This is a genomic window from Corynebacterium glaucum (assembly GCF_002287505.1).
In the GTDB taxonomy this organism is placed as follows: domain Bacteria; phylum Actinomycetota; class Actinomycetes; order Mycobacteriales; family Mycobacteriaceae; genus Corynebacterium; species Corynebacterium glaucum.
In genome coordinates this window covers 349,765-366,890 of sequence record NZ_CP019688.1, presented here as the reverse complement: position 1 = coordinate 366,890, position 17,126 = coordinate 349,765, and the positions used below count along the sequence as shown (strand labels likewise).

Genomic DNA, 17,126 nt, shown 5'->3' with positions numbered 1-17,126 from the left:
ACTTACCTCCTCTTAGCGCTTCTTCGAGCGGCGGCGCCGCACGATCATGTTGTTGGAATAACGGTTCGGGTTGCGGGTGCGGCCTTCCTTCTGGCCCCACGGCGAAACCGGGTGGCGACCACCGGAGGTCTTACCCTCACCACCACCGTGCGGGTGGTCGACCGGGTTCATAACCACACCACGCACGGTCGGGCGCCAGCCCTTCCAGCGCATACGGCCGGCCTTACCCCAGCGGATGTTGATCTGGTCGGCGTTGCCGACCTCACCCACGGTGGCGCGGCAGCGAATGTCCACGCGGCGGATTTCAGAGGACGGCATACGCAGCACTGCGTAGTTGCCTTCCTTACCCAGCAGCTGGATAGAAGCGCCAGCGGAGCGGGCGAGCTTGGCGCCTGCGCCCGGCTTGAGCTCAACTGCGTGGATGGTGGTACCGGTCGGGATGTTGCGGAGCGGCAGGTTGTTGCCCACCTTGATGTCGGCGTTCGGGCCGGACTCAACGATGGTGCCCTGCTTGATGCCCTTCGGCGCGATGATGTAGCGCTTCTCGCCGTCGGTGTAGTGCAGCAGCGCAATGTTTGCGGTGCGGTTCGGGTCGTACTCGATGTGAGCGACCTTGGCCTGCACGCCGTCTTTGTCCGAGCGGCGGAAGTCGATCACGCGGTAGCGACGCTTGTGGCCGCCGCCGCGGTGACGGGTGGTGATGTGACCGTGAGTGTTACGGCCACCCTTCTTCGGCAACGGGCGCAGCAGAGACTTCTCCGGAGTGGAACGAGTGATCTCCTCGAACTCGGAAACGGAGCTGTTGCGGCGACCCGGGGTTGTCGGCTTGTACTTACGAATAGCCATAGTGTGTCCTTTTCTATCGTCACTTCAAAGGCGTCGGCCGCTAGACCGTTGCGCCGCCGAAGATGTCGATGGAGTCGCTGCCCTCGCGGAGAGTGACGTAGGCGCGCTTGGTGTCTTTACGCTTGCCGTAACCGGTGCGGGAGCGCTTGCGCTTGCCCTCACGGTTAGCGGTGTTCACCGAAGCGACGTCAACGCCGAAGATCTCTTCCACGGCAATCTTGATCTGGGTCTTGTTGGCAGACGGGTTCACGAAGAACGTGTAGGTGTTCTGCTCCATCAGCGCGTAGGTCTTCTCGGAGAGGACCGGGGCGATGATGATGTCACGGGGGTTAGCGATCTTAGCCATTTACTTCTCCTCCTCCGCAGCAGCAGCAACTGCGTTGTTGCTAGCGCGGTTGATGAAGGTGTTCAGTGCCTCGACCGAGAAGATCACGTCATCCGCGTTGAGCACGTCGTAGGTGTTCAGCTGAGCCGGCTCAAGGATGACAACGCCCGGCAGGTTCCGTGCGGAAAGACGGGAGTTGTTGTCCTCACGGCCGATCACCAGGAGAACGGACTTACGGTCGGTCAGGCGCTCGATGAACGCACGTGCAGACTTGGTGGACGGGGTCTGGCCCGGCACCAGGTCCTCGACGAGGTGGATGCGCTGGTTACGAGCGCGGTCCGTCAGTGCACCTGCGAGAGCTGCCTTGATCATCTTCTTCGGGGTCCGCTGCGCGTAGGAACGCGGCTTCGGACCGTGGACAATGCCACCGCCGGTGAAATGCGGCGCACGGATCGAGCCCTGGCGGGCGCGGCCGGTGCCCTTCTGGCGGAACGGCTTCTTACCACCGCCGCGGACTTCGCCGCGGGTTTTGGTGGAATGGGTGCCCTGACGTGCAGCTGCCAGCTGTGCGGTGACAACCTGGTGCATCAGGGGGATGGATGCTTCGCGGTCAAAAAGTTCTGCCGGAAGCTCAACGGAACCGTTGGTCTTGCCGTCGGCGGTGTGGACGTCGAGCGTCAGGTTCGTCATGCGTGAGCACCGCCCTTCACTGCGGTCTTGACGGTAACAACGCTGCCCTTGGCGCCAGGGATGGCGCCCTTGATCAGGATCAGGTTGTTGTCGCCGTCGATGCGTTGGATCTTCAAGTTCTGGGTAGTAACTCGGTTACCGCCCATACGGCCAGCCATGCGCTTGCCCTTGAACACGCGGCCCGGCGTTGCAGCCTGGCCGATGGAGCCCACGCGACGGTGGGAGGCCTGGTTACCGTGTGCGGCACCCTGGCCGGCGAAGCCGTGGCGCTTCATGCCACCTGCGTAGCCCTTGCCCTTGGTGGTGCCCACGACGTCGACGAAGGTGTCGCCGTCGAAGATGGTGGCGTTGAACTCCTGGCCGACCTCGTACTCCGAGGTGTCGTCCATGCGGATCTCCGCGACGTAACGACGCGGGTTCACGCCAGCCTTCTTGTAGTGGCCAGCCTGCGGCTTCTTGGTCTTACGGGGATCGATGTCGCCGTAAGCGATCTGGATGGCGGAGTAGCCATCGGTCTCTGGGGTACGAATCTGGGTGACCACGCACGGCCCAGCCTCGACGACGGTTACCGGAATGACGCGGTTGTCCTCGTCGAAGATTTGGGTCATGCCGATCTTCTTGCCCAGAATGCCCTTGATCTGGTTATCAGACATGTATCAGTTCTCCACTAACAGTTGGGAATCTCTGGTGCTTACTGGATGTTCACATCAACGCTGGCCGGAAGGTCGATGCGCATGAGAGCGTCGACGGTCTTCGGCGTCGGATCGAGAATATCGATGAGGCGCTTGTGGGTGCGCATCTCGAAGTGCTCGCGAGAATCCTTGTACTTGTGCGGAGAACGGATAACGGCGTACACGTTCTTTTCAGTGGGCAACGGCACCGGTCCAACGACGCGGGCACCCGTGCGGGTGACCGTTTCAACGATCTTCTTCGCGGATGCGTCGATCGCTTCGTGGTCGTAGGCCTTGAGCCTGATGCGGATCTTCTGTCCCGCCACGCTTACCTCTTCCTCGCATCCCCACGTTCGAACTCCCGCAAAACGGGCGCGAAGCGGTGGGGTTGTAGCTTCTAGTTTCTCTATAACGTTGTCCGGGCTGGGCCCTTGGCTCAACGCCAGTGTCGTTTTGACTGCCACGACACGTAAAACGAAAGGTGAATGCGGGCGCTGCAAACAAACGCGCGCGGGCATGTCAGTGCTTTCGCATGTCAGGCTCGGAAGGGTGCGTGACCCTTGCGTACTGCCGCTGTTTATTTGCCATGGCCCTTCACCGGTCCCTCGCGAAAGGGCCCTCGTTTACGAAGGTGTCATGGTCACCCCGCCATCGCCTACGTTCAAGCAGGCCATGTCAAGGCAACCTAGCTAGTTAAACACAGTGGTCGCGCGAAAGCAAGTTGCTTATCGACGGCCCATTGGAAACCGCATCCCGGAGCTAGCCGCGCAATTTTGGGTACTATTTGTTAGGTACGCAACCCACAACGAATCCATACGGAGAGGATTGTCATGGCTGACAACAACGTGCGTCAAAACACCCCGGCTACCCCGAACACCGTGAACGAGCAGAGCAAGTCCAACCCGGCCTCGAGCAGCCAGGCCAACAACCCGGCAAACAACCCGGTCAACAATCCGGCTGACTCAGCCTCCACCTCCTCCGCAGTCGAGCCGGAGCAGATCCGCCCGCGCAACGAGAACCTGGAGACCGACCACGGCACCACCGTTATCGATGACAACGTTGTGGGCAAGATCGCCGGCATTGCGGCTCGCGAGGTCTCCGGTGTGAACAACCTCGGCGGTGGCGCAGCCCGTATGTGGGGCGCAGTCCGCGACACTTTCACCTCCTCCACCAACGTCCAGCAGGGCGTGAACGTCGCGGTGCAGGAAGGTCACGTCTCCGTCGCGGTCGCCATCATCGCTGAGTACGGTGTGGCAATCCACGAGCTGGCGAACGCTATCCGCGAGAACGTCACCGTCGCTATCACTCGTATGACCGGCCTGATTGTGGACCGCGTCGATGTCACCGTCCACGACGTTCACCTGCCTGAGCAGGAACAGAACCAGGTCGAGCAGTACGACGAGCCGGCTAACTACCAGGCTTCGAACACCAACCCGCAGTTGGCACAGTAGTCATGGCGCAGACCTCCGTAACCCGCGAACAGGGGGAGGCAGCCCGCGAAGCGGCGGTTGCCGTCCCCGGCGTGGCGGGACTTCACGGCGGTCGAGTCGGCGAGGTCGCGCTATTGCTGCCGGGCGAGCGAATCGAAGGTTTGCGTCCCGCCCACCGCGGTGAGGTGACTGGACTCGAGATCCATATCGTCTTCGATTTGACCCCCCGCCGGGAGATCCTGGCGGTCGCCGACGAGGTTCGTGACGCCGTTGTCTCGGCAACCGCCCTGCCTTTTGTCGATGTGGTGGTAGCAGATGCTCGCGCCGCCGACGATTAACCCCCCGAAACTTGGTGCAAACATGAATCTCTTTGCAAACAAAGCCGTCACCGGTGTGATCATCGGTATTGTTGTCGCCTTCTTTGTCACCTTTGGCGGTGCGACCGGGCTGCTATGGCTGCTCCTCTTCACAGCCATCGGCGGCGTTGTCGGCGCGCAGCTCGACGGCCGCTTGGACCTCGCCCGCATCGTGAGTCCCATCTCCGGTAGGGGCAGAGGCTAATGGACACGTCGTTCTACCACATCAGCGAGAAGGCGGTAGAGCGCGTGGCTAACGCTGCGGTGCTCACGGTGCCCGGCGTGCGCGCACTCGATGCCAAGCTGGCCGGGCTCGCCGGCCGAAGCTTTCCGCGTGTCGACGTCCACTTGGATCGCGCCCTCGGCATCGCTGCGATTGAAACCGAGATCGCAACCACGTATCCGGCACCCGTTGCAGCTATAACCGATGCAGTGCGAGCAACGATCATCGCTCACGTGCGTACGCTTTGCGGCCTTGATGTTTCGAAAGTCAAGGTCACCGTTGCCAACGTTGAAGCTGATGCAGACGGGGGCCGCGTGACTTGGGATGAGGTCACGCACCATTACGCTGCCGTACAACCGACACCAATCCGCATTTCGCCGTCGGAGGTCACGTCACCTGTGACCAAGGAGCGTGTGCCGCTCACGCCGATTGAAGCACGTTCGCTGCTCGAGGATCTGCGTGATGTCACGGTGCCTGCGCCTCCAGAGGTGGAGCACGTGGAGGTACCTGAGGCACCGTCGGTGCAGACCAACGGCTTCGTGGCAGACCCGCAACCGCTGGCGGAGATTTCAGTGCCGGCTCCAGGCCCCGTCCGTGTGCCGATGACACCGGAACCACGCCCGCTGCGGGTGGTCGCCATTCCACCGCAGCGCGATGTGATGCCGATCAGCGTTCGGCCCACCCCCGTGCGCTCCCCGCGCACGCCTGCGCCCGTAGACATCGCTTCTGTGTTCGCAGAGCCGATCACCATAACACCGGTGTACGCGGCACCCGCGCATCCTCTAAAGCCCGTGGATATCCACAGTGCGATGCGGCTTGAGCCGGTCTCGCTGCCGGCCCGCGCCCCGTTGAAAGAGATCTTGGTCGAACGCCAGCCCCTTATCCCGGTGGCTGTTCCACCGGCACAGCGACTGCGTCCAGTCGCCCCACCGCGGCCGACGCCGGTCCACCACCCAACAGCGCCGGCTCCGGCGCCGCTGAAGCAAATCACGATTGAACCGGTGGAGAAGTATTATGACCGCACCAGCTAACTCGCAAACGTACCCGGTGCCGGACGATGAATTCTTTCCGGCTGACATGGCGCGACAAGCTGGGCCACACCCTGGCACCGAGCCGAGGTCGAACCCTGCGGCTCGGTGGTTGGCCATCATCATCTCGATCCTGCTGCTGTCCTTAGCGGGAGTGATTGCCCGGGAACTGTGGTATCGCTACCAGGGTGAGACTTATGATTCGTGGCTCGAGCCGGTTTTTGAGCTCCTCGGTTCTGCAACGGTGAATGGGTGGGCGGTCACAATCGGTATTTTCATCTCACTCCTGGGCCTGTGGTTGCTGATCACTTCATTCCTTCCCCGCGGGCGCACGCATATGCGCGTTAACTCACCGGCGTCAATCTGGGTTCGCCCCGTCGATGTCGCCCGGAAGGCCAGCCACACAACGCGCTCGGAGATTGGCGGAGCAAACATTCGTTCACGGGCCGATCGGAAGCGTCTCAACGTGCAGGTTGAAGACGACGGGACAGGCACTGTTGACCAGCGCGTTGCCGCAACGCTCAGCAACGAGTTCAGCGGTCTCGAAACACCTCCGGCAGTCAGCGTGAAAGTGCTCCCACAAACCCAAAGCACCAACCCGAGTGCTAAGACCGGAGCCGATCCTTACGCCCCGCCGCAACCCATCGATGCCCCCTACCCCGGGCCTCAGGAGATTCAGCGATGACGAAAACGCTTGCATTCTTTGACCGCCTCATCGTGTTTGTTCTCGGGCTGGCTCTGCTGCTGGCAGGTCTCCTTCCAGCGGCACTCTACTGGGATATTCCCTACGTCAGTGACTTTCTCGGGCAGCTCGACCGTTCTGCTTTGACAAGGCTCTCGGCAGCGTCTTGGTACAACACGGTGCTGATCACCACCGCCATCATCGGGTTCATCCTGGGTCTTTGGATACTTCTGGCAAACATCCGCAGCCGGGCGTTCTCGAACCGTGCGATCGCACCGGCAGATCCCGCACACGGCGACACCGTGATCAACGTGCAGCGTCTCAGCGAAGCCGCGTGCGACGCCCTTGTCAAGCGCAATGACGCCATTACCAAAGCGGAATCCAGAGTTGCGATGGAGGGCCAGCGCCCGACTGTCACGTTCACCGTGACCGCAGATCCGGCTTACAGCTTCAACGAAGTCATCACGATCCTGGAGAATGCGGACGAAGACTTCCGGATGGCGAACGACACCATGGACATCGACACAGTGTGGAAGTTCCAGCTCGACCGAATCGCCGTCTCGTAGCGCTCACCCCTCGTAGCGCTCACACTTCAAGCAAAACGATCTCTCTGACCGGCCCCAGCACGATAGGTTTTCCCCCATCGGCTGGGGCCAGTCGCATGTCTGAACCCGGTTCGAGTGTCTCCACCCTGCCCCATGCGTAGGCTTCAACATCAGTCTCGCGGCCGTGCGTTGCCCATACCCGCAGGCGCTGTCCGAGCACCGCTCGCTCCCCTGAAGCGAAGGTGACGAGCCAGCGGGCGGCGCCCACCTCGGTGCGTTCCAGACCGGCCAACGGCGGCGCGCTTCCCGGATCAAAGACGGTGGCAAGGTCGGTGACGCCGAGGCGGTGCTCTATCCCCTCTTCATCGGTGATAACAAGGGGTCGCCCCGGGCCTGCCGGTCGAAAGCTGGTGTAGGTCCATAGACTCGGCATTCGTTGCGCATCCTCCCCGCTACGCACCACGACTTTGGACCCCGTCATTGTCACGCTGAACCGGGGAGATGAGGTGGTGAAAACAACGGGGGCGTTTAACGGGCCGTCGATTAGCGATGGGTGCTCTGTCTGGATGCGCGAGAGCAATTGGAGCAACTCTTCTTCTGAGCTCGCCCACGACAAGCCTCGGTTGTGCAACATGCCGAGAAAAGCTGGGAGCGTAAGGTCCGGTTGACCCTCCCAGGTCTCCTGAAGGGCAGCGATCAGCTTCGGGATGCGTGTGGGGTCGCTTTGGTGCACGCCGAGCAACTTTACCCGGCTGGAGATGCGAAAAAGCCGCGCCCCAGGACTGGGACACGGCTTTCAACACGTGTGCTGGATTAGACCAGCGCCGAAATTACTCGACGATCTTGGTTACGCGGCCAGCGCCGACGGTGCGGGAACCCTCGCGGATAGCGAAGCGCAGACCCTCATCCATAGCGACCGGCTGGATCAACTCGACGGACATCTCGACGTTGTCGCCCGGCATGACCATCTCGGTGCCCTCCGGCAGCTTCACAACACCGGTCACGTCGGTGGTGCGGAAGTAGAACTGCGGACGGTAGTTGTCGAAGAACGGGGTGTGGCGACCGCCCTCGTCCTTGGACAGAACGTAGACGGAACCCTCGAACTTGGTGTGCGGGGTGTAAGCGCCCGGCTTGATGACGACCTGGCCACGCTCAACGTCCTCACGCTTCAGACCACGCAGCAGCAGAGCAGCGTTGTCGCCGGCCTCAGCGGTGTCGAGAAGCTTGTTGAACATCTCGATGGAGGTAACGGTGGTCTTCTGGGACTTCTCCTTGATGCCGATGATCTCGACCTCGTCGTTGAGGTTGAGCACACCGCGCTCCACACGACCGGTAACCACGGTACCGCGGCCGGAAATGGTGAAGATGTCCTCGATCGGCATCAGGAAGTCGCGGTCGGTCTCGCGGACCGGGTCCGGGATGGAGTCGTCGCAAGCCTGCATGAGGTCAACGATGGACTGAACCCACTTCTCGTCACCCTCGAGAGCCTTCAGAGCGGAGATGTGGACGATCGGAGCGTCCTCGTCGTACTCCTGCTCAGCCAGCAGCTCGCGGACCTCCATCTCGACGAGCTCGATGATCTCCTCGTCGTCAACCATGTCGCACTTGTTCAGTGCAACGAGGATGTACGGAACGCCAACCTGGCGAGCGAGCAGCACGTGCTCGCGGGTCTGCGGCATCGGGCCGTCGGTAGCAGCAACCACGAGGATTGCGCCGTCCATCTGAGCAGCACCGGTAATCATGTTCTTGATGTAGTCGGCGTGGCCCGGGGCGTCGACGTGTGCGTAGTGGCGCTTCGGGGTGTTGTACTCAACGTGGGAAATGTTGATGGTAATACCGCGCTCGCGCTCCTCCGGAGCCTTATCGATGGCAGCGTAGTCGAAAGCCTGGTTCTCCTCCGGGTACTGGTTAGCCAGAACCGTGGTGATGGCAGCCGTGGTGGTGGTCTTGCCGTGGTCGACGTGACCGATGGTGCCGATGTTGACGTGCGGCTTCGTACGCTCGAACTTTGCCTTTGCCACTTGTTGTCCTCCTGGACTTCATGGTGGCTACGACCTTCGCAGCCACGCGATTTACATTTGCCTTGCCTCATGGCCCGCATGCGCGAGACATGCAGCAATGACCATTTCGCAATGTGCCAGTTACATGATCCTAGATACCTGATGACCGTTTTTCAAACCGGCCGACCCAGACAAAACCCGGATCCACCTAGTGAGTAACGGCCAGCTCAGGCCCCTCTTGCGCTGTGTTGCGCTTCCACTTATGGAGGGGTCTCAGCAAGCCGCTACCCGCAAGGCGCGCCCCCGGTTTCTCGAACTAAGTTCGGGGCCAGCCCGCTGCGCTGACGTAAGCCGCAGCGAGCCGGCACGGAGGCGTAGGTTAGACGCACCTAGTTGCCGTTGCGCTCGTCGATGATCTCCTGGGCGACGTTGGACGGAACCTCACCGTAGGAGTCGAACACCATGGTGTAGTTCGCGCGGCCCTGGGTACGGGAACGCAGGTCGCCGACGTAGCCGAACATCTGGGACAGCGGCACGACGGCCTTGACAACCTTCGCACCGGAGCGGTCGTCCATGGAGTGGACCTGGCCACGGCGAGAGTTGAGGTCGCCGATGACATCACCCATGTACTCCTCCGGGGTCACAACCTCAACGGCCATGAGCGGCTCGAGCAGGACCGGCTTCGCCTTGGCAACAGCTTCCTTGAGCACCTGGGAACCAGCCATCTTGAACGCCATTTCAGAGGAGTCAACCTCGTGGTAGGCGCCATCTTCAAGGGTGGCCTTGATGTTCACCAGCGGGTAGCCAGCCAGGTAGCCGTACTGCATCGCATCCTGGATACCGGCGTCGACCGACGGGATGTACTCCTTGGGCACGCGACCACCGGTGACGGCGTTCTCGAACGCGTAGGTTGCGCTCTCGCCCTCTTCCAGGGTCTCCGGGTCCGGGTTGTACGGCTCGATGGTGACGATGACCTTCGCGAACTGGCCGGAACCACCAGTCTGCTTCTTGTGGGTGTAGTCGAGGGACTCCACCTTCTTGCGGATGGTCTCGCGGTAGGCAACCTGCGGGGAACCGATGTTCGCCTCGACCTTGAACTCGCGCTTCATGCGATCGACCAGCACGTCGAGGTGGAGCTCGCCCATGCCGCCGATGACGGTCTGGCCGGTCTCCTCGTCGAGCTTGACCGTGAAGGTCGGGTCTTCTTCCGCGAGCTTCTGAATCGCAGTACCCAGCTTCTCCTGGTCAGCCTTGGTCTTCGGCTCGATGGCCACCTGGATAACCGGGTCCGGGAAGTCCATGGACTCAAGGATGATCGGCGCGTCAGCGGCACACAGGGTGTCACCGGTGGTGGTTGCTTTCAGGCCGATGAACGCGTAGATGTTGCCGGCCAGAGCCTCGTCGACCGGGTTCTCCTTGTTCGCGTGCATCTGGAAGAGCTTGCCCACGCGCTCCTTGGTGTCCTTGGTGGAGTTGAGCATCTGCTCGCCCGGCTCGGTACGGCCCGAGTAGACGCGCACGTAGGTGAGCTTGCCGAAGAACGGGTGCACGGCGATCTTGAACGCCAGCGCGGAGAACGGCTCGTCGACAGACGGCTTACGGGTCAAAGCGTCTTCACCGTTCACGGTGGTGCCGTGCACCTCGCCGATGTCCAGCGGGGTCGGCAGGTAGTCGACAACAGCGTCGAGGAGCGGCTCGATGCCCTTGTTGCGGTACGCGGTGCCACAGAAGACCGGGTAAACCTCGGAGTTGACCGTCATCTTGCGGATCGCAGCCTTGATCTCCTCGGTGCTCAGCTCTTCGCCGCCGAAGTACTTCTCCATGAGTGCCTCGTCGGACTCAGCAACGGTCTCGAGAAGCTTCTCGCGGTACTCCTCAGCCTTGTCCTGCAGGTCTGCCGGGATCTCCTGGATCTGCGGCGGAGTGCCGGTCTCAACCTTGCCCGGCCACAGGTATGCCTTCATCTCGACGAGGTCGACGACGCCGTCGAAATCGTCCTCAGCGCCGATCGGGATCTGCATAACCAACGGCTTCGCGCCGAGGCGGTCAACGATGGTGCCAACGGTGTAGAAGAAGTCCGCACCGAGCTTGTCCATCTTGTTCACGAAGCAGATACGCGGCACGTCGTACTTAGCGGCCTGGCGCCACACCTGCTCGGACTGCGGCTCCACACCCTCCTTGCCATCGAACACTGCAACAGCGCCGTCGAGCACGCGCAGGGAACGCTCCACCTCAACGGTGAAGTCAACGTGGCCTGGGGTGTCGATGATGTTGATCTGGTTGCCGTTCCAGAAGCAGGTCACAGCGGCGGAGGTAATGGTGATGCCGCGCTCCTTCTCCTGCTCCATCCAGTCGGTGGTCGCGCCACCGTCGTGGGTCTCGCCAACCTTGCGGTTAATACCCGTGTAGAACAGGATGCGCTCGGTGGTGGTGGTCTTACCAGCATCGATGTGGGCCATGATGCCGATGTTGCGAACCTTATTCAGATCCTTAAGCACTTCTTGTGCCACGTTTGTTACCCCAACTTGTAGGTTGTCGACGCTTGCGGCCCCGGTTAATCCCGGCAGTCAGCGTCTATGGCGGATATTGTCCTTGGTCGATTATTCCACTACTCGTCCAAAGAAGCAGTGTAAGGCCCCTATAGGTGCCAGCACAACGACCCGGCGACGGTAAACGCCCGCGCGGTGCGTGGGCGGCTTGTCGGCCGGGTCGTGATTCGCTGCATAGGACGAGAAGTAGTTACTACCAGCGGTAGTGAGCGAAGGCGCGGTTGGCCTCAGCCATCTTGTGGGTGTCCTCGCGGCGCTTCACGGATGCGCCGAGACCGTTGGATGCATCCAGGATCTCGTTGGCAAGACGCTCGGTCATCGAGTTCTCGCGACGCTGACGGGTGAAGGTGACCATCCAGCGCAGTGCAAGGGTGTTGGAACGGGCCGGCTCAACCTTGACCGGCACCTGGTAGGTAGCACCACCGACACGGCGGGAGCGGACCTCGAGGTCCGGGCGGATGTTGCCCAGTGCCTTCTCGAGGGTGCCAACCGGATCGGTACCGGTCTTCTCGCGGCAGATCTCCATCGCGTCGTACACGATGCGCTCTGCGGTGGACTTCTTGCCGTCCTGCAGGATCTTGTTCACCAGCTGGGTCACCAGCTCGGAGTTGTACACCGGATCCTTGACAACGGGACGCTTCGGAGCTTGTTGCTTACGCATTGTTCTTTACTGTCCCTTCTTCGCGCCGTAACGGGAGCGAGCCTGCTTGCGGTCCTTGACACCCTGGGTATCCAGTGCGCCGCGGATGATCTTGTAGCGCACGCCCGGCAGGTCCTTCACACGGCCGCCGCGCACGAGCACCATGGAGTGCTCCTGCAAGTTGTGGCCCTCGCCCGGGATGTAGGCGGAAACCTCGATGCCGGAGGTCAGGCGCACACGGGCAACCTTGCGCAGTGCAGAGTTCGGCTTCTTCGGGGTGGTGGTGTACACGCGGGTGCACACGCCACGGCGCTGCGGGGAGCCCTTCAGGGCGGCCGTAGCGACCTTGGTCTTCTTATCGTGGCGGCCCTTACGGACCAGCTGCTGAATAGTAGGCATTCACGCTCTTTCTGTATTTCGCAACCGGAGTCCAACGTGGCCGTACATGCAAAAATGGGGGCTCTTTCCTTCCGGGGCCCTACCGTGTGCATGAACACCCACGCCAACCGTGGTTGCATGGAGTTCGTTGGACATCGCACCGCGCGAGAATGCGGGCGAGATCTCGCTAAAAGTACTACACCGCGCACGTCGCAAGCAAATTGCTATCCCCACACGGTGATGATCGCGTCGCCGCGGTCGCGGGCGTCGTTGTAAATATCGGTGAGGTCGTAGATTGCGAGAGAATCTTCGATTTCATCGTGGTTGATGTTGTTAAGAATGGCGGCCAGGCGGGCAGCATCTTCGGGCGAGTTGGCAAAGATCTCGTCATAACCCGGGTCTTCCAGGGTGAGGGTGCCGTAGATGATGGCATGTGCGGTATCCGCATCCAGAATTTTCGCGAGTAGTTCCTCGGTGACAAAGTGCATTTTGTCAATGTCTTCAACCGGCAAGTTCTCTTCCTCGAGCGCTTCTGTGGTGATCTCAAACCGCGATTCCCCGTCTGTGGCGAGGAAGTCAGGGTAATCGGCAGCGGGCATCGAGATATAGAACGGGATATCCATAACGTTATTTGTAGTCGGTAACGCCCAGTGCGCGGAGGAACTCTCGGTGGTGGGCACCGCGGGGGTCTCCTAGCGCAGGGTCAACTCGCGGAAGCAGCTTTTCGACGATGCGTTGCTTCTCCTCGTCTGTAGCTTTCGCCTTCACTGCCTCAGCAAGGTCAGCGTCAAGGGAAAAAGTTCCAGCAATGTCTGGCCGAATCTTGACCACGACCTGGTGTTCAACAGACTTCGCTGCGGCGGCGAGCTCCAAACTTGTGTCGTCCACGCTGCGGTGTTGAGTGCCGGATTGCTCCTCGAATCTCGTATCGCCCAGGGCGCGAAGAAACTCGCGGTGGTGGCGCCCGCGGTGGTCATCTAACGCCGGATCAGCCAGGGGAACCAGCATCTCAACAATGCGTTGCTTTTCCTCGTCCGTTGCCTGCGTTTTCACTGCTTCAGCAAGATCGGCGCCGACCGCAAAGGTTCCAGCAATATCTGGCCGGATCTTTGCGACGATCTCGTATTCCACAGATTTCGCAGCTGCATTGTCTTTTTCTCTCACGTCACGGCCTCCTCTATGTACCCATTCGGTCGAGCGCTCTATCCACAGGTTTGTTCGCGCCCCGGAAGCGAGATTCCTTCAACCACTGAAGCTCCGGTGCTTGACGGTAAAATTTCTTTCTCACACCCTGCCGGATGTTTGCGAACTGGAAGCGTTCCAGGTTGGGGGATTCCATGCGAAGAAATCGGACGACCTGGTCAATGTTCTTAGGCGACATCGCGTCATCTACTAGGTTGTAATCGAAGTTGATAGTCATGTACGCCTCTGGGAAATCCTTGAGCAGCTCGATCTCGTCGACCGGGTATGAGAGATCCAGATCATCGGCCAGTTGACGCCTAGCGAGATAGGAGAAGACCCGCCGCGCCCGAGGATCGGCAAAGCTGCGCTCGGCAAACGGCCGCAAGGTTTCGACGAACCAAGCAAGCTGCGCTTCGGTGGGATCGGTCAAGAACGAGTCGAGATACGATATCGCCGTAGAGCGATACCCGATCATTGAAAACGTAGGTCGTACTCCACAGCTCACCTCGTACAGGATTGAATTCGCTGCCGCGTCCTGCTCCCCTGTGGCGTCCAACCCGCGCTCCGATAACAACAGCGCTTTATCGAAGTCTGTCATGTCACATTCCCATTCGGTCGAGTGCGCTATCTATGGCCCTGTTTAAACCACGGAAGCGAGATTCTTTTAACCATTGCAGCTCCGGTGCCTGGCGGAAGAATTTCTTCTTCACACCCTGCCGGATAATTCCCAATTGGAAGTTTTCAATGCTGGGGGATTCGATGCGGAAGAACCGATCGACCTGGTCAATGTTCTTAGGCGACATCGCATTCAGTACGAGAAAAGCATCGTGGCTGAGATTCCGAAAGGCAGCAGGATAGTCTTTGAGCAGTTCGATCTCGTCCACTGGATAGGAAATATCCAGATCGTCAACGAGGCGACTTTCCGCGAGGTGCCCGAAGATAAGCCGCGCCCGGGGATCAGCGAAGCTGCGCTCAGCGAATGGCCGCAAGGTTTCGACGAACCGGGCATCTTCTTCCGGGATGACACCAATAAACGTTTCGAAATAGGCAACGGAGGAGGTCTCAAATCCGTGTGCCGCAAACCACGGACGTACCGCACATCCCACTTCAAACAGGATCGAGTCTACTGCTGCGTTGTATTCCCTCATTCTCTCCATCGAACGCATCGCCAACAGCGCAGCCCCATCTACGTTTGTCACCACTATCTCCCTCCGAAGTCGGTCACGCCAAGTTTGCGGAGGAATTCACGGTGGTGGTCGATCCGCACATCCTCAGCGGAGCGGTTAACACGGGGCAAAAGCTTGTCGACGATCTGCTGCTTCTCATCCTCTGTCGCTTGCGCATTGACAGCCGCGGCCAGATCAGTGTGCACCGAGAAATCACCGGCTATGTCCGGGCGGATGCACGCGACGATTTCGTGCTCAATGGATTTTGCTGCCGCGTCAAATTTGAGGCGAATTGTCCGAGGGTTTGCCACTTTGTTGTCCTTGAGTGTTGTCGCTGCCTATGTGCCCATTCGGTCGAGGGCTTTGTCCATTCGGGGATGCTCCCCTCTAAAGTGAGAATTTTTGATCCACTGAAGCTCGGGTGCCTGACGGAAGAATTTCTTGCCGACCATGTCTACAAGAATCAACAACTGAGCGTCGCGCACATGCTCACCGTCGAGGCGCAAGACACGATCGATGTGTTGAATATTGTCAGGTGACGCAACTTTTGACATTAGGTCTGCATCGTCATTGAGCGCCCTCCGTGCCCCGGGAACGTTCTGCAGCAATTCCATGTCGTCTGCAATATGGGACGCGACATCAAGGTCTGTGATCCCGATCGCGATGAGATACCACGTGATGTAGCGTGCGCGCGGGTCGGCAAAGGATCGCTCCGCGTACGGTCGGAGAAGTGCGTCCACTGCGGCGACCTCCTCCTCTGATGCTTCAGCTTTGAAAATGGCCGTGTAGGAGACGTTGAAAGCTAACTCACCGACAAGATCGGGACGAACTTTCCGGATAGCCTCGTACAGAAGCGAACTCGCTGCCGCGCCGTTTTCTCCAGTGGAATCGATCTGGCGCCGCTCGAGCGGGTCAATGTTTCGAGCAGTCATAGGGTGGTGATGATTGCATCTCCTCGGCTGTGGGCATCGGTGTAGATGTCCGTGAGCTCGAAGATCGACAGCGAATCTTCAATCTGGTCATGGTCGATGTTGTTAAGGATTTCCGCCAGGCGTGCGACGTCTTCGGGTGAGTTGTGATACATCTCGTCGTCAAGCATGTGTGTTCCGTAGACGATGGCGTGCGCAGTATCGGCGTCGAGGATTTCGACGAGGAGTTCGTGGGTGCCGATATACCTTTTGTCGATGTCGTCCGATGGGTAATCCCGCTCGTCCAACGTATCTATCCGCGTTTCCTCATCGCTGGCGATGAACTGGGGGTAGTCGGCAGCAGGCATAGAGATGTAAACCGGGATGAACATGAAGCCAAAAGTACCTTTCTTCAGATCGGCGTAATTCAAGGCGTGCTTGTAGGGTCGAGTGGCACTGGTGCCCCGCCGAGGCTCTCCACGATTGCTTCCCCCTAATTGATCGATTCGCAGTCAGCGACGCGGACGCGTAAGAAACGGCCCACAGCACCCCTTCACCGATGGTAATGCGGGCAATGGGCCCGGGAGGCGTTTTCCGCCCGCGATGTTTTGGGGTGTGGTTACACGAAGTCGGTGACGCCAAGTACGCGGAGGAACTCTCGGTGGTGGTCTCCCCGACGGTCGTCCAACGCCGGATTGGCGCGAGGAAGCAATGCGTCGATAATGCGATTCTTTTCATCGTCTGTCGCATGGGCGTTGACCGCGTTGGCGAGGTCGGCTCCGATAGAGAAGGTGCCAGCAATATCTGGACGGATGCATGCAACGATCTCATGCTCGATAGATTTGGCTGCGGCGGCGAATTGCAATTTCACTCTAGTTGAAGACTTCACTGCGCGAGTGTCCATTTGCTGTCATGAGCCCATTCGGTCCAGGATCTTATCTGTTCTTTTGTCAAGTCCGCGGAATCGAGATTCCTTTAGCCACCGCAGCTCAGGTGCTTGGCGGAAGAACTTTTTGCGCGTGCCTTCCTCTATTGTCGGTACTTGGAAGTCGACCAGGCGCGGAGATTCAATCCGCAGAAATCGTTCCACCTGTTCTAGATTTTTCGAAGACATACCGTGAATAACAAGCGTGGTGTCGTAGGAGATCACTCCGCGAGCCAGCGGTATGTCCTTCAGAAGCTCGATCTCGTCGACGGGGAAGGAGAGGTCAAGGTCATCAACTAGGCCGCTTTCACTTAGATACATGAAAATGCGGCGTGCCCGGGGATCGGCAAAACTGCGTTCGGCGTATGGGCGCAAAATCTCGATGAGTTGGGCTCGTTCTTCTTTCGTGGCCCCGATTTTGAACCCGCTTAAGTAATTCAAAGTGGAGCGTCCCACCGGGGTATACCAGACAGCTTGCTTCATACACCAGGGCCTTGGCCGCTGCTATCTGCTCGCCCGTGCCGTCCAATTGTCGCTCGGCGAGAAGGATGGATTCGTAATCATCCGGCATGATAGAAGTCC

Annotated in this window: 26 protein-coding genes; 7 read left to right on the top strand and 19 right to left on the bottom strand. The window is 59.9% G+C overall.

The window, feature by feature from the left end:
• Nucleotides 1-12: 12 nt before the first annotated feature.
• From rplB to rpsJ, 5 genes are read right to left on the bottom strand one after another with little or no spacing between them, the layout of a single operon-like run.
• Nucleotides 13-846 carry a 50S ribosomal protein L2 gene (gene rplB, locus CGLAU_RS01830; protein ID WP_095659220.1) on the bottom strand — a complete coding sequence of 278 codons (834 nt, stop codon included), beginning with the start codon at nt 844-846 and terminating at the stop codon, nt 13-15.
• A 40-nt stretch (nt 847-886) separates the two neighbouring features.
• Nucleotides 887-1,192, bottom strand: a complete 306-nt coding sequence (rplW, locus tag CGLAU_RS01825) for a 50S ribosomal protein L23 (RefSeq protein WP_095659219.1) — start codon at nt 1,190-1,192, stop codon at nt 887-889.
• On the bottom strand, nt 1,193-1,861 hold the full coding sequence (gene rplD / locus CGLAU_RS01820; RefSeq protein ID WP_095659218.1) for a 50S ribosomal protein L4: 669 nt from the start codon (nt 1,859-1,861) through the stop codon (nt 1,193-1,195).
• The gene (gene rplC / locus CGLAU_RS01815) at nt 1,858-2,514 is read right to left on the bottom strand and encodes a 50S ribosomal protein L3 (protein ID WP_095659217.1); all 657 of its coding nucleotides are present in this window, start codon (nt 2,512-2,514) and stop codon (nt 1,858-1,860) included. Before rplC ends, rplD begins: the two co-directional genes overlap by 4 nt.
• Before the next feature lie 38 nt (nt 2,515-2,552).
• Entirely contained in the window at nt 2,553-2,858 is a 306-nt protein-coding gene (gene rpsJ, locus CGLAU_RS01810) for a 30S ribosomal protein S10 (protein WP_003848085.1), read from the bottom strand.
• Nucleotides 2,859-3,362: 504 nt separating this feature from the next.
• On the opposite strand from rpsJ, the gene CGLAU_RS01805 reads away from it, so the two are divergent.
• From CGLAU_RS01805 to CGLAU_RS01780, 6 genes are read left to right on the top strand one after another with little or no spacing between them, the layout of a single operon-like run.
• Nucleotides 3,363-3,983, top strand: a complete 621-nt coding sequence (locus tag CGLAU_RS01805; RefSeq protein WP_095659216.1) for an Asp23/Gls24 family envelope stress response protein — start codon at nt 3,363-3,365, stop codon at nt 3,981-3,983.
• A gap of 2 nt (nt 3,984-3,985) precedes the next feature.
• The gene (locus tag CGLAU_RS01800) at nt 3,986-4,300 is read left to right on the top strand and encodes a hypothetical protein (protein ID WP_095659215.1); all 315 of its coding nucleotides are present in this window, start codon (nt 3,986-3,988) and stop codon (nt 4,298-4,300) included.
• Nucleotides 4,301-4,322: 22 nt separating this feature from the next.
• On the top strand, nt 4,323-4,523 hold the full coding sequence (locus tag CGLAU_RS01795; RefSeq protein WP_095659214.1) for a hypothetical protein: 201 nt from the start codon (nt 4,323-4,325) through the stop codon (nt 4,521-4,523).
• Nucleotides 4,523-5,572, top strand: coding sequence for an Asp23/Gls24 family envelope stress response protein (locus tag CGLAU_RS01790; protein WP_095659213.1), 1,050 nt, complete (start codon nt 4,523-4,525; stop codon nt 5,570-5,572). The genes CGLAU_RS01795 and CGLAU_RS01790 overlap by 1 nt, the downstream gene beginning before the upstream one ends.
• On the top strand, nt 5,556-6,254 hold the full coding sequence (locus tag CGLAU_RS01785) for an Asp23/Gls24 family envelope stress response protein (RefSeq protein ID WP_198304976.1): 699 nt from the start codon (nt 5,556-5,558) through the stop codon (nt 6,252-6,254). Before CGLAU_RS01790 ends, CGLAU_RS01785 begins: the two co-directional genes overlap by 17 nt.
• Entirely contained in the window at nt 6,251-6,817 is a 567-nt protein-coding gene (locus CGLAU_RS01780) for a hypothetical protein (protein ID WP_095659212.1), read from the top strand. Before CGLAU_RS01785 ends, CGLAU_RS01780 begins: the two co-directional genes overlap by 4 nt.
• A gap of 19 nt (nt 6,818-6,836) precedes the next feature.
• On the opposite strand, the gene CGLAU_RS01775 is transcribed toward CGLAU_RS01780, so the two are convergent.
• The 5 genes from CGLAU_RS01775 to rpsL all read right to left on the bottom strand — a co-directional run bounded on the left by CGLAU_RS01775 (nt 6,837) and on the right by rpsL (nt 12,384).
• Nucleotides 6,837-7,529, bottom strand: a complete 693-nt coding sequence (locus CGLAU_RS01775) for a hypothetical protein (protein ID WP_095659211.1) — start codon at nt 7,527-7,529, stop codon at nt 6,837-6,839.
• 97 nt (nt 7,530-7,626) lie between these two features.
• Entirely contained in the window at nt 7,627-8,817 is a 1,191-nt protein-coding gene (tuf, locus tag CGLAU_RS01770; protein WP_095659210.1) for an elongation factor Tu, read from the bottom strand.
• Between the two features lie 368 nt (nt 8,818-9,185).
• A complete protein-coding gene (gene fusA, locus CGLAU_RS01765; RefSeq protein ID WP_095659209.1) occupies nt 9,186-11,306 on the bottom strand; it encodes an elongation factor G in 2,121 nt (706 codons plus the stop codon).
• Between the two features lie 232 nt (nt 11,307-11,538).
• The gene (rpsG, locus tag CGLAU_RS01760; protein ID WP_095659208.1) at nt 11,539-12,006 is read right to left on the bottom strand and encodes a 30S ribosomal protein S7; all 468 of its coding nucleotides are present in this window, start codon (nt 12,004-12,006) and stop codon (nt 11,539-11,541) included.
• A gap of 6 nt (nt 12,007-12,012) precedes the next feature.
• On the bottom strand, nt 12,013-12,384 hold the full coding sequence (gene rpsL, locus CGLAU_RS01755) for a 30S ribosomal protein S12 (RefSeq protein WP_095659207.1): 372 nt from the start codon (nt 12,382-12,384) through the stop codon (nt 12,013-12,015).
• Here rpsL and CGLAU_RS12645 point away from each other — a divergent pair.
• A complete protein-coding gene (locus CGLAU_RS12645) occupies nt 12,374-12,478 on the top strand; it encodes a DUF3309 family protein (RefSeq protein ID WP_157731406.1) in 105 nt (34 codons plus the stop codon). The two genes, rpsL and CGLAU_RS12645, sit on opposite strands and share 11 nt — an antisense overlap.
• 109 nt (nt 12,479-12,587) lie before the next feature.
• Here CGLAU_RS12645 and CGLAU_RS01750 read toward each other — a convergent pair whose 3' ends face one another.
• The 9 genes from CGLAU_RS01750 to CGLAU_RS01710 form a co-directional block, all read right to left on the bottom strand.
• Nucleotides 12,588-12,986 carry a DUF1877 family protein gene (locus tag CGLAU_RS01750; RefSeq protein WP_095659206.1) on the bottom strand — a complete coding sequence of 133 codons (399 nt, stop codon included), beginning with the start codon at nt 12,984-12,986 and terminating at the stop codon, nt 12,588-12,590.
• Between the two features lie 4 nt (nt 12,987-12,990).
• On the bottom strand, nt 12,991-13,527 hold the full coding sequence (locus tag CGLAU_RS01745; RefSeq protein ID WP_157731234.1) for a hypothetical protein: 537 nt from the start codon (nt 13,525-13,527) through the stop codon (nt 12,991-12,993).
• A gap of 13 nt (nt 13,528-13,540) precedes the next feature.
• A complete protein-coding gene (locus CGLAU_RS01740) occupies nt 13,541-14,143 on the bottom strand; it encodes a hypothetical protein (protein WP_095659204.1) in 603 nt (200 codons plus the stop codon).
• Nucleotide 14,144: 1 nt separating this feature from the next.
• Complete coding sequence (locus CGLAU_RS01735; RefSeq protein WP_095659203.1) at nt 14,145-14,744, bottom strand: hypothetical protein; 600 nt, start codon at nt 14,742-14,744, stop codon at nt 14,145-14,147.
• A gap of 2 nt (nt 14,745-14,746) precedes the next feature.
• The gene (locus tag CGLAU_RS01730; RefSeq protein ID WP_095659202.1) at nt 14,747-15,022 is read right to left on the bottom strand and encodes a hypothetical protein; all 276 of its coding nucleotides are present in this window, start codon (nt 15,020-15,022) and stop codon (nt 14,747-14,749) included.
• 27 nt (nt 15,023-15,049) lie between these two features.
• Nucleotides 15,050-15,643 (bottom strand): hypothetical protein, encoded by a 594-nt coding sequence (locus CGLAU_RS01725; protein WP_095659201.1) that lies wholly within the window; start codon nt 15,641-15,643, stop codon nt 15,050-15,052.
• The gene (locus CGLAU_RS01720) at nt 15,640-16,011 is read right to left on the bottom strand and encodes a DUF1877 family protein (protein WP_095659200.1); all 372 of its coding nucleotides are present in this window, start codon (nt 16,009-16,011) and stop codon (nt 15,640-15,642) included. Before CGLAU_RS01720 ends, CGLAU_RS01725 begins: the two co-directional genes overlap by 4 nt.
• A gap of 227 nt (nt 16,012-16,238) precedes the next feature.
• Nucleotides 16,239-16,490 carry a hypothetical protein gene (locus CGLAU_RS01715; protein ID WP_095659199.1) on the bottom strand — a complete coding sequence of 84 codons (252 nt, stop codon included), beginning with the start codon at nt 16,488-16,490 and terminating at the stop codon, nt 16,239-16,241.
• Between the two features lie 39 nt (nt 16,491-16,529).
• Nucleotides 16,530-17,027: a hypothetical protein gene (locus tag CGLAU_RS01710; RefSeq protein ID WP_095659198.1), complete on the bottom strand. Its 498-nt coding sequence runs from the start codon at nt 17,025-17,027 to the stop codon at nt 16,530-16,532.
• Nucleotides 17,028-17,126 lie beyond the last annotated feature (99 nt).

Coding starts and splice junctions, on each gene's coding strand:
- CGLAU_RS01750 (WP_095659206.1), bottom strand. CDS start 12,986: ATGGATATCCCGTTCTATATCTCGATGCCCGCTGCCGATTACCCTGAC.
- CGLAU_RS01795 (WP_095659214.1), top strand. CDS start 4,323: ATGAATCTCTTTGCAAACAAAGCCGTCACCGGTGTGATCATCGGTATT.
- CGLAU_RS01785 (WP_198304976.1), top strand. CDS start 5,556: ATGACCGCACCAGCTAACTCGCAAACGTACCCGGTGCCGGACGATGAA.
- rplD (WP_095659218.1), bottom strand. CDS start 1,861: ATGACGAACCTGACGCTCGACGTCCACACCGCCGACGGCAAGACCAAC.
- rplB (WP_095659220.1), bottom strand. CDS start 846: ATGGCTATTCGTAAGTACAAGCCGACAACCCCGGGTCGCCGCAACAGC.
- CGLAU_RS01780 (WP_095659212.1), top strand. CDS start 6,251: ATGACGAAAACGCTTGCATTCTTTGACCGCCTCATCGTGTTTGTTCTC.
- CGLAU_RS01710 (WP_095659198.1), bottom strand. CDS start 17,027: ATGAAGCAAGCTGTCTGGTATACCCCGGTGGGACGCTCCACTTTGAAT.
- CGLAU_RS01790 (WP_095659213.1), top strand. CDS start 4,523: ATGGACACGTCGTTCTACCACATCAGCGAGAAGGCGGTAGAGCGCGTG.
- CGLAU_RS01800 (WP_095659215.1), top strand. CDS start 3,986: ATGGCGCAGACCTCCGTAACCCGCGAACAGGGGGAGGCAGCCCGCGAA.
- rplW (WP_095659219.1), bottom strand. CDS start 1,192: ATGGCTAAGATCGCTAACCCCCGTGACATCATCATCGCCCCGGTCCTC.
- CGLAU_RS01805 (WP_095659216.1), top strand. CDS start 3,363: ATGGCTGACAACAACGTGCGTCAAAACACCCCGGCTACCCCGAACACC.
- CGLAU_RS01720 (WP_095659200.1), bottom strand. CDS start 16,011: ATGTTCATCCCGGTTTACATCTCTATGCCTGCTGCCGACTACCCCCAG.
- rplC (WP_095659217.1), bottom strand. CDS start 2,514: ATGTCTGATAACCAGATCAAGGGCATTCTGGGCAAGAAGATCGGCATG.
- CGLAU_RS01740 (WP_095659204.1), bottom strand. CDS start 14,143: ATGACAGACTTCGATAAAGCGCTGTTGTTATCGGAGCGCGGGTTGGAC.
- rpsL (WP_095659207.1), bottom strand. CDS start 12,384: ATGCCTACTATTCAGCAGCTGGTCCGTAAGGGCCGCCACGATAAGAAG.
- CGLAU_RS01725 (WP_095659201.1), bottom strand. CDS start 15,643: ATGACTGCTCGAAACATTGACCCGCTCGAGCGGCGCCAGATCGATTCC.
- rpsG (WP_095659208.1), bottom strand. CDS start 12,006: ATGCGTAAGCAACAAGCTCCGAAGCGTCCCGTTGTCAAGGATCCGGTG.